This is a genomic window from Floridaenema aerugineum BLCC-F46 (genome assembly GCF_041929345.1).
Classification (GTDB): domain Bacteria; phylum Cyanobacteriota; class Cyanobacteriia; order Cyanobacteriales; family Aerosakkonemataceae; genus Floridanema; species Floridanema aerugineum.
In genome coordinates, this window is record NZ_JBHFNQ010000067.1 from 1 (window position 1) to 9,516 (window position 9,516).

11 protein-coding genes are annotated in these 9,516 nt (G+C 41.8%); 8 read left to right on the top strand and 3 right to left on the bottom strand.

Translation table 11 applies throughout. The annotated features are described in order from the left end of the window. Positions 1 to 239 precede the first annotated feature (239 nt). Positions 240 to 566 carry a hypothetical protein gene (locus tag ACE1CC_RS09260; protein ID WP_413270177.1) on the top strand — a complete coding sequence of 109 codons (327 nt, stop codon included), beginning with the start codon at positions 240 to 242 and terminating at the stop codon, positions 564 to 566. Positions 567 to 1,054: 488 nt separating this feature from the next. On the opposite strand, the gene ACE1CC_RS09265 is transcribed toward ACE1CC_RS09260, so the two are convergent. Beyond that, a complete protein-coding gene (locus ACE1CC_RS09265; protein ID WP_413270178.1) occupies positions 1,055 to 1,210 on the bottom strand; it encodes a hypothetical protein in 156 nt (51 codons plus the stop codon). A 40-nt stretch (positions 1,211 to 1,250) separates the two neighbouring features. Here ACE1CC_RS09265 and ACE1CC_RS09270 point away from each other — a divergent pair, with 40 nt between their 5' ends. The 3 genes from ACE1CC_RS09270 (at position 1,251) to ACE1CC_RS09280 (ending at position 3,901) form a co-directional block, all read left to right on the top strand. Beyond that, complete coding sequence (locus ACE1CC_RS09270; protein WP_413270179.1) at positions 1,251 to 2,549, top strand: S8 family peptidase; 1,299 nt, start codon at positions 1,251 to 1,253, stop codon at positions 2,547 to 2,549. Between the two features lie 201 nt (positions 2,550 to 2,750). Continuing rightward, positions 2,751 to 2,990 carry a hypothetical protein gene (locus tag ACE1CC_RS09275; RefSeq protein ID WP_413270180.1) on the top strand — a complete coding sequence of 80 codons (240 nt, stop codon included), beginning with the start codon at positions 2,751 to 2,753 and terminating at the stop codon, positions 2,988 to 2,990. Between the two features lie 176 nt (positions 2,991 to 3,166). Further along, positions 3,167 to 3,901, top strand: a complete 735-nt coding sequence (locus ACE1CC_RS09280; protein WP_413270181.1) for a class I SAM-dependent methyltransferase — start codon at positions 3,167 to 3,169, stop codon at positions 3,899 to 3,901. Between the two features lie 82 nt (positions 3,902 to 3,983). Here ACE1CC_RS09280 and ACE1CC_RS09285 read toward each other — a convergent pair whose 3' ends face one another. Continuing rightward, positions 3,984 to 4,568 carry a TetR/AcrR family transcriptional regulator gene (locus tag ACE1CC_RS09285; protein ID WP_413270182.1) on the bottom strand — a complete coding sequence of 195 codons (585 nt, stop codon included), beginning with the start codon at positions 4,566 to 4,568 and terminating at the stop codon, positions 3,984 to 3,986. Positions 4,569 to 4,614: 46 nt separating this feature from the next. Between ACE1CC_RS09285 and ACE1CC_RS09290 the strand changes: the two genes are divergently transcribed. The 3 genes from ACE1CC_RS09290 to ACE1CC_RS09300 all read left to right on the top strand — a co-directional run bounded on the left by ACE1CC_RS09290 (position 4,615) and on the right by ACE1CC_RS09300 (position 6,180). Next, the gene (locus ACE1CC_RS09290; RefSeq protein WP_413270183.1) at positions 4,615 to 5,109 is read left to right on the top strand and encodes a hypothetical protein; all 495 of its coding nucleotides are present in this window, start codon (positions 4,615 to 4,617) and stop codon (positions 5,107 to 5,109) included. Positions 5,110 to 5,142: 33 nt separating this feature from the next. Then, positions 5,143 to 5,361, top strand: a complete 219-nt coding sequence (locus ACE1CC_RS09295) for a type II toxin-antitoxin system HicB family antitoxin (protein WP_413270184.1) — start codon at positions 5,143 to 5,145, stop codon at positions 5,359 to 5,361. A 102-nt stretch (positions 5,362 to 5,463) separates the two neighbouring features. Next, positions 5,464 to 6,180, top strand: coding sequence for a potassium channel family protein (locus ACE1CC_RS09300; RefSeq protein WP_413270185.1), 717 nt, complete (start codon positions 5,464 to 5,466; stop codon positions 6,178 to 6,180). Here ACE1CC_RS09300 and ACE1CC_RS09305 read toward each other — a convergent pair. Further along, entirely contained in the window at positions 6,137 to 7,768 is a 1,632-nt protein-coding gene (locus tag ACE1CC_RS09305; RefSeq protein WP_413270186.1) for a cation:proton antiporter, read from the bottom strand. The genes ACE1CC_RS09300 and ACE1CC_RS09305 overlap by 44 nt on opposite strands. A 337-nt stretch (positions 7,769 to 8,105) precedes the next feature. On the opposite strand from ACE1CC_RS09305, the gene ACE1CC_RS09310 reads away from it, so the two are divergent. Beyond that, positions 8,106 to 9,332 carry an FAD-dependent hydroxylase gene (locus tag ACE1CC_RS09310; protein WP_413270187.1) on the top strand — a complete coding sequence of 409 codons (1,227 nt, stop codon included), beginning with the start codon at positions 8,106 to 8,108 and terminating at the stop codon, positions 9,330 to 9,332. Positions 9,333 to 9,516 lie beyond the last annotated feature (184 nt).

Consider the following 9,516-nt stretch of genomic DNA (forward strand, 5'->3'; position numbering starts at 1 on the left):
TCATAGGTGTTACAAACTTTGAAAACGGTGCGTTAGGCACGGGAATTTAATTATTGGTTGAAATGCTGAATTTGTTATCCGTGCCTAACACACCCTACAGTTAAATAAGATTTTGTTATCACCATAAATACGGGAGAGCCCGCACCATTACTAATATTTTTCCTAACAAAATGTAAAATGCTGCCTTCCATTGCTTTTTGGGAAACCTAAATGTAGGTGAGAACAAAAAAATCAATATTATGGAAACAGCACAAACAGCAAAACCTTTATTTGGTAACAAATTATATCAACAGCGGGCGCGAGAAGCCTTACCAATTCTTGTCAGACAAGTTACAGCTAATCAAATAATTTCCTACTCTGATTTGGCTACAGAATTAGGAATGTTTCAATGCGTTAAGTATCGTGCAGTAATTGAGGCTTTTCAAGTAATTCAAGGTTGTCAGTCTAGTTGCCGTGTTCTACTTGCTTTAGAATCAAAATTACCAGCCGAACTTCTGCAAATGAAAAATATTTTAGGAATTGAAGTTATTGAGCAAATTGTTTACCCAAGTTCAGAGATTACCTAAAACTTTAGCCCCGTAGATTCACGATTTTGGTGCGTTACACTGCGTTAACGCACCCTACAAATGCGCGAATAATGGTGCTGTCACAAAAACTCCATAACTTTGACAAAGCTATGTCATCTCACTGTTAGATACTAACAATATCAAAAGCGCCATCAAACTAAGACATCCCACAAGTTTAATGATAGCGCTGCGATCTCAGCAATTCCCTTCATTGGTGGACTTGCTAAAAAACTCCTAAGAAAAGTTCTGTCTCCGAAAATTTGTACTTCACCCCCGCTGCCCCCCGGCGGCGTTTTTTTTATTCGCCCCTAAAGTAGGAATTTTAAATAGGTAGAATCACGGTTTGGGCAAATGGCGCACCCTTGTTGTAGGGTGCTCTACTACCCTAAATCTGATACGCAAGAGAGCACGCTACGCGAACGACAATATCAGGATTTGAGTATCTGACGCACCCTACTAATTGTGCCAGTTGCGTAAGTTCTGACCTATTAACCAGAAAGTTTATATTTAACTTTTTCAGAGATTTCCCGGATGGTTTTTGCCCAACCTCGTAAATAGGGAAAAGTTAGGGTAGCACTCATTCCCAGCCTTAGTTCGATTGCTACAGCTTTATTAATTCCATCAGCATTTAACAACACAAACACAGATCACAAATACCGTGAAATCAATTTGAGGATTTTTTTAATGAATAACTCGATAACACCAATGGAAACCACAGGTCGTTACCTAGTTTTGTTACCGGAAGACAGCGTTGACTCTGGGATCAGAGCTTTAACAGACAATACAGGAAGGCAAAATATTGCCAGAGCAGCTGATTTTGAAGGGCATACATTTGCTGCCGAACAGTTAGAGAGTACAGATACAGTTGTCTTTGACAATTTAGGGGTTGCAGTTGTCTCTCTAGACCCGGATCAAGTTCAGTCAATCAGAGCCGCCACCGCTACAGATGAACCAATTTTAGCAGTGGAACCGGAGCGAGTGGTTTATGCGATCGCAGATAGCCAAAACACAACTCTAACCACCGATTATCTCAAAGGATTCCGAGATGCCGTCAACCATCTAATCAATCAAACAATTCCATCAGAAAGCCAACTCGCTGCTACATTATTGGCAGATGACTCAGCTACCTGGGGACTCCAAGCCACTAAAGTTTTAGATAGTCCCTACAGCGGACTTGGTATTAAAGTAGCAGTGTTGGACACAGGTTTAGATCTGACTCATCCTGATTTTGCTGGTCGCAAGATTACCAGTCAATCATTCATCAGTGGCGAAGCTGTTCAAGACCTCAATGGACACGGTACCCACTGTATCGGAACTGCTTGTGGATCTAAAACTCCCTCGATCGTACCCCGTTACGGAGTCGCCTATAACGCAGAAATCTTTGCTGGTAAAGTTTTGAGCAACAGAGGTTCTGGCGCTGATGGTGGCATTTTAGCAGGCATTGAGTGGGCGATTACCAATGGTTGCCAAATCATTTCTATGTCTTTAGGCGCACCCACCCGCCCTGGAGATACCTACTCCCGAATTTACGAACAAGTTGGACTACGGGCACTCGGTCAAGGATCTTTGATTATTGCTGCAGCCGGAAATGATAGTAGAAATCTCAGAACTGGCAAGCGGTTATCTCCCCCCAAACCAGTAAACCATCCTGCCAATGCGCCATCAATTATGGCTGTAGCTGCCTTGGACTCTCAGTTACAAATTGCTGCCTTCTCTAATGGTTCAATTAATCCCAATGGTGGGCAAGTCGATATTGCAGGTCCCGGAGTTGATGTCTACTCAACTTCCCCCATGCCCACTCGCTATCAAACCATGAGTGGTACGAGTATGGCAACTCCTCATGTAGCAGGCATCGCTGCTCTTTATGCTCAGGCAACTGGACTAACCGGACACGCTCTTTGGGCTTTTTTGATGCGGGATGCTCAGCGGTTGCCTCTGCCGTCTACTGATGTTGGCGCTGGTTTAGTCCAATCACCTCGATAAACTCAGATCTTGCACCCGGGCTAAAAACCGAGTTTCTTGCCAATAACTAAACCTGAAAGACCTGCATTTTCGTAAAGAAACCCGGTTTTTTAAGTCTTGTTGAGAATGGTGCTTTGATCTCAGTAAACCTAATAATTGGTTGCTAACCTTCTCAGTAAGAGTATTCTTGCTGAGAACACATCTTTTTTTCAAGGAATTGATATGCCCAAAATCAAAGTATCTATCTCGGTTGACGATGCCCATGTCGATCGCATTTCTGAAGTTGCCCAGGATTTACAATCAGCAGGTTTGGAAGTTGAACAAGTCTTACCAACTGTTGGTATGATTAGCGGTTCAATTGACTCAACCCAAGTTAATCGTCTTTCCCAAATTGAAGGAGTTCAATATATAGAACCTGAACAAAGCTATCAAATAGCTCCCCCAGATTCCGACATCCAGTAAAGACAATGACCGTATTCTTGAGCAAATTTACCCTTGACTCCGCTGCCCCCTGGCAGCGTTTTTTTATTTGGGATTGCAGGGAATTTTTGCGATCGCTATTCCCCAAATTTTTCCCTAAAAGAGATATCATAACTAAAAATTCAACTATAATTCTCCCTTTCTAGCAGAAAGAAACCATGAATATTTTCTTTGAACTACATAGCGATTTACCACGAGAAGCACCCGGAGATATGGCATCAACCGCAAAAGCCTTATCTCTAATTCCAAAATTGCCTAAAAATCCCCAAATTTTAGACATTGGTTGTGGCCCTGGAATGCAAACATTAGCACTCGCCAAAATTACCAAAGGACAGATTACTGCCATAGACAATCATCAACCATTTCTCGATGAATTGCAACAGCGAGCAGCACAGGAAAACTTATCCAGCTATATCATTACCCAAAACTGTTCCATGTTTTCTCTAGACTTTCAACCGGAGAGTTTCGATCTAATTTGGTCTGAAGGAGCTATTTATATAATGGGCTTTCAAGAAGGCTTACAATCTTGGCATCACTTCTTAAAAACTGGCGGTGCTATTGCTGTCTCAGAACTTTCATGGTTAGTTACCAATCCCCCAGAAGAACCTTTGAATTTCTGGAAAAATGCCTATCCTGCCATGAAGAATATCACAGAAAACATCACCATTATTCAGAATTTAGGATACAACTATATCAACAGTTTTACACTTCCTGAATCCTCATGGTGGGATGATTACTACACTCCTTTAGAACGGAGAATAAATAATTTACGCCAGAAATATCAAGGCAATGAAGAGGCTAATGCTGTCTTAGATGAAGAACAAAGAGAAATAGAACTTTACAGAAAGTATTCTGATTCTTATGGGTATGTTTTTTATCTAATGCAAAAATGAATTTAAGACAAGATCCATGCCCAGTAAAAATCGCAAATTAAAAGCTAAAATTACCCGTGAAAGTTTTATTTAAGCACTAGATTTAAGCTTTTTTCAAAAGCAGATTGATGGCGCGACGAATGTACATTTTCCAAGTTTCAGATGTTGGGGGAAATATTAAGGCGTAAAGCATGATTCCGCTCATCGCATCGAATACCAAACCTGGATCTAAATCTTCCTGAACTTCTTTTCTGGTTTTCGCTCGTTCAATGACGATCGCAAAAGCTTTTCTTCGAGGTTGTAAATATTTTGTCCAATAAATTTGAGCAAAGTTAGCATTACTTGAAGCGCTGCTAATAATCATAGCAACGGTTTGTCTTCCCAGCGGATTTAGTGTTATTTGTGCGGCGTTTTCGATGATTGCATCTATGTCACTCCAAAGGTTTCCCGTATCAGGAATTAACACCTCTTCCCGCATACTTTCAATTGCATCAGCAACTAGTTCCTCTTTACTTCTGTAGCGTCGATAAATCGTTGTTTTTCCTACTCCTGCACGAGTGGCGATCGCTTCTATACTCATCGCCTCAAAGCCAACTTCTGCTAGCAATTCTAATGTAGCTCGCAGCATAGCTTGATGCGATCGGGCGCTTCGAGGTCTTCCAGGTGACTTTTTACTAACATCATTCATAAGTGCTATTATAATTTACGATACTAAAGCGTATCGAAATAAAAAAATGAGTCAATTACCAGGCTACGTAAACAAAGACAGCACTCAAACCCTCCGACAAGGTTTAGCGGAATACTACGCGCTTAATCCTCATATCACTCCCCCCGATACTCAGCCGCCTGAATTTGCCAAAATCTTGCTAGCACACGATGTAGGTCATGTTATATATGGCTGCGACACAGGTATGTATGATGAATTAAAAATTCTACCTCTATTCTGGTGGACAAGTGAATGTACTTTTGAGCGCTTTCGGGAGATGAGAAAGAGGAATAAGCAAGTGATTGATATTATGTACGATGACATGATTAAAGAAAAAGGTGTACTTTGGCTTTATGGAGCAATTTTTAAAGTTCTTCCTCCACTGATTCCAGAGTTAATTGCGATTTGGTTTAAGACTCGCGATCGCAAAAAACGAGTACCATTTTTAGAATTTGAACCTTTGCTCGATCGCTCTCTTCTAGACATTCGTCAAGAGTTCGATCTGTTGGCATTTATCAAATGAGTTGTGCTTGTAGTTAAGGGAGAATGAGAATTCATGAGCCGATACAGTATGATTATTCAATGGTCTGATGAAGATCAGCTTTTCCTAGTCACAATTCCAGAGTTTGCCGACTTAGTTGTGATGCCTTGCACTCATGGCAAAACTCGTGAGGAAGCAATTCATAACGGCGAAGAAGTTATTGAAATGTATTTGGAAGCTTGGCAAGCAGAAGGAGAATCTATCCCTGAACCGAGAACGCTTCAAATTGCCTAATTATTGTTTGAGTTATGTTGATGACGATCGCCAAAAATTAGCACAATAATTACGAACCTAAAAAATTGGCTCTATAAGCGTTAATCACAGGTAACAAATACTATGTACGTTTTAATTGGTGGCGCAGGAATGATGGGACTGGGGTTAGCCCAGCAATTATTAACACTTGGTCATACAGTTGCCATCATCGATTCAGATCCACTCGCTTGTCGCTTTGCGCGGGAAAAAATTGGAGTGATGGCATTTGAGGGGAGTGCTGTTAGCACTACGGTTCTTCTGGAAGCAGGTATTAGACAAGCAAACGCGATTGTTGCGGCTTTGAGAGATGATGCGTTGAATTTGGCGCTGATTACTTTATCTAGAAGTTATGGCATTTCTCATATTGTGGTGCGAATGGGCGATCGAGAATTTCTGGAAGCCTATCGTCTTGCTGGCGCGAGTCACATCATCAGCACGATTGATTTAGCAGTGGCAACAATGGCGAATGCGATCGAATATCCCCAAGTCGAGTCGATGATGCACTTTGAACAAGGACAGGTAGAGGTGCTCAAACTACCCGTTCCTGGCAATTGCTTCGTGGCAGGTCGCTCTGTAGCTCAAATTGCTCAAGACTCTGCCTTTCCTAAAGGTTCGCTGATCATTGGCTACCAATCTCATACCCACGCTAATTTGCAGATTCCAAATGGTAATACGGTTCTGGAAGCTGGCTCAACTATCTTAGTTGTCACCCGTCCTGAGTCAGTCCATAAAATGATTGATTACCTGGGCATTCAAGCTAGTCATCTTCCAACTTTAGAAGTTTCTCATCCAAATCTTTGATGTAAGGTTGTACTAAGTCTTCGGGAACGATTCGCTTGCGAAGGGCATCGCTAACTGCTCCTTTTTCTGCCAGAAACAATCGCCGTCGAATCGCATCTAGACCGCTGCGATCGCTTTTTAACTGATTTGCCCGATATTGATTATAAAAATCACGCAGTATTCGTTCCGACTGGGCAACCCTTACTTGATAGGATGCCCAAAGTTCCTCGTAAACTGCCTTGGGCAACACACCAGATTTAAGCAAACTATCTAGTTCATCTTGAGCAGCTTTAGCGGCAATCAGCTGGATTTGCAACTTTCCAGCTTGTTCCATCACATCGGAAACTCGACTAATCTTTAACCGTTTGACCAGCCAGGGTAAAGTTAATCCTTGTCCCACTAAAGAAAACAAAACTGCGCCAAATACCAAGGCAATAATGTTTTCTCGTCCGGGTAAGGAAAGAGGAATACTTAGTGCCAGTGCCATTGACAAAGAACCTTTGATGTTTCCCAGGAATAAAACGTGCTGCCAGCGTAAGGGAATTGGGCGATCGAACCAGCGCAACCCGTTTAATAATAAATAAACTGAAAGAATTCTTCCCAATTGATACGCCACAATTACAAATAGAATTGCTGGCAAGATTCTCCACAATGTCAGCGGGTTAATCTCAATACCAATGAGCAGGAAAATAAACGTATTGACAGTAAACCCAGCGTACTCCCAAAAACTTAGCAAAGTAATGCGATCGGAAGCCGAAGAACTCCCCGGCAGTCCCAGATTACCAAAAATTAGTCCCGCAATCACCACCGCTACCGCACCCGAAACGCCCAAAAATTGCCCTATCTGGAATGTTCCTAACGCTAAAGCAACTGTTAGCAATAAACTACTCAATGGGTCATTCAATCGGACAAATATCGGCAAACTCAAGTAGCCTAAGATAGCACCCACGACTGCCCCACCCAAAGCGACTACAAGCAATTCTTTGACTCCTTGCGCGAAGGTAAGAGAACCTGTGGCATAAATAACCAGAATTAAGTTGAAGGTAACTAAGGCAGCCGCATCGTTGAATAGGGTTTCGCCTTCTACAATTGTGGATAATCGGGAAGGCACGCGGATTTCTTTAAAAACTGCAATCATCGAAACTGTATCTGTATTAGCCAGAATGATTCCGATCAACGCAGCCGGAATCCAGTCTATCCCTAGCCCAAATTTAACTAATACTGCAATAATTGCTGTGGAAAAAATTGAGCCTGGTGCCGCTAAAAGTGCGATCGGTTTAAAGGTGCTGCGAAGACGGCTAATATCAGTATTAATTGATGCTTCAAAAATCAGAATCGGGAGAAAAAGATTTAACACTAAAGATGGGTCTAAACCAACTCGACGCGATAATACATCTGTAATGGGTAGACCTGCTAGTACCAAACCTGTAACATAAGGAATTCGCAATCGTTGGGTTACAAGTGCAACCAAAGTTGCTATTAGAAGCAGAACGATCGAAATAATAACCAATTCTGGAATAGTACCTGCCGTTTGGCTTTCCACAGCAGAACTGCTGCCTAAAGGGGTTTGTTGTGCTAATATCCACCCCATCATCGTTGCTTCTCCCATAAATCCTCAAGAATCTACTGTTCGAGTTTAAAGCTTACAATCTTGGCATAGTTTCTGAAAAATTGGCGGTGCTAGCAGTCCAATAACTTTAATTCAGTGTGTGAAATAGTGGCTATGACTACTTCTGTTGAGGAATTTTTAATAAATTTCGATCGCTCAGAAGTACTTCATAATCATTGTGTAAAGAAGTTTCTACTTATGCTATGAGAGTCTTTAAAATAGGGGCTATAGTGGGTTTGTGGTATTGATATCTCAGTCTTAACCTTGAAAAGATTTGCCCAAAGCTTAACAATAAAGATAGATAACATCGATCGCACTCTTACCAACTAACTTAAGAATGTCAGTAAACCCTACATCTGAAATTAAATTAGACTACGATTTAGCAATCGTCGGTGGTGGTATTGTCGGCGCTACCCTCGCCGCTGCTTTAAAAGATTCTGGACTTAGTGTGGCGTTAATAGAATCACAAGTCGAGTCTGTCTCCGTCGCCAAAGGACGCGCTTACGCTATTTCCCTGCTTTCGGGACGCATTTTTCAAGGAATTGGCATCTGGGATAAAATTGAACCGCAAATTACTAGTTTTAAGCAAATTCAATTATCTGATGCTGATTATCCCAAAGTCGTGCAATTCCATCCCCCAGAGTTGGAAACCGATAGACTTGGATATGCTGCGGAACACCGAGTTTTATTAACAGTTTTGCAGGAATTTTTCCACAGTTCTCCGAATGTTTCTTATCTTTGTCCAGCCGAAGTAGTAAAAGCAGATTATCAGCAAGATTTTGTCGAAATTCAATTGCTTAAAAATGGCGAATTGCAAACAATTAAAACTGGCTTACTTGTGGGTGCTGATGGAGCAAAATCTCCCATTCGTCAAGCTGCGGGAATTAAAACTCACGGTTGGCGTTATTGGCAATCTTGCCTCGTAGCTACCATTAAACCAGAAAAACCCCACAATAATGTAGCTTACGAACGTTTTTGGCCTAGTGGTCCGATGGGAGTTTTGCCTTTACCTGGAAATAGGTTTCAAATTGTTTGGACTTGGCCTCACGCGGATGCTAAAGCTATGCAAGAATTAGATGAAACAGCGTTTTTGCAGAAGTTGGAGTATTACACGGGTGGGAAATTTGGGAAGTTGGAATTATTGGGCGATCGCTACGTTTTTCCGGTACAGTTAATGCAGAGCGATCGCTACACTTTACCCAGATTAGCTTTAATTGGAGATGCTGCACATGGTTGTCATCCCGTCGCCGGACAAGGCATGAATTTAGGAATTCGTGACGCAGCTGCCCTCGCCCAAATTCTCAAAACTGCTCACCAAAAAGGCGAAGATATCGGTAACATCCAAGTCCTCAAACGTTACGAAACTTGGCGCAAACGCGAAAATTGGGTAATCTTAGGATTTACTGATTTCTTAAACCGAACATTTTCTAATCAGTTTTTACCTTTGATTTTTATCCGTCGTTTCGGTTTATGGATGTTACGTAACATCACTCCTTTTAAAAAGTATGCCCTGCAACTTATGACTGGTTTAAGAGGTTGTCCGCCGCAACTTTCTCAGCTTTAAAAGGCACTTTTGGCGGCAAACAATTAGGTCATTAGCGAATTGAAAAATGGCAACAGGCTAATGACCTTTAAATTAGAAAAAACCCGAAAAACTAAGTAGTAGATCTAAATAAAGTAAAACAAGGGCGGGCAAGATGCCCACCCCACAAGAAAGCTGAAAATCTTGTGGGGTGGGCATCTTGCCC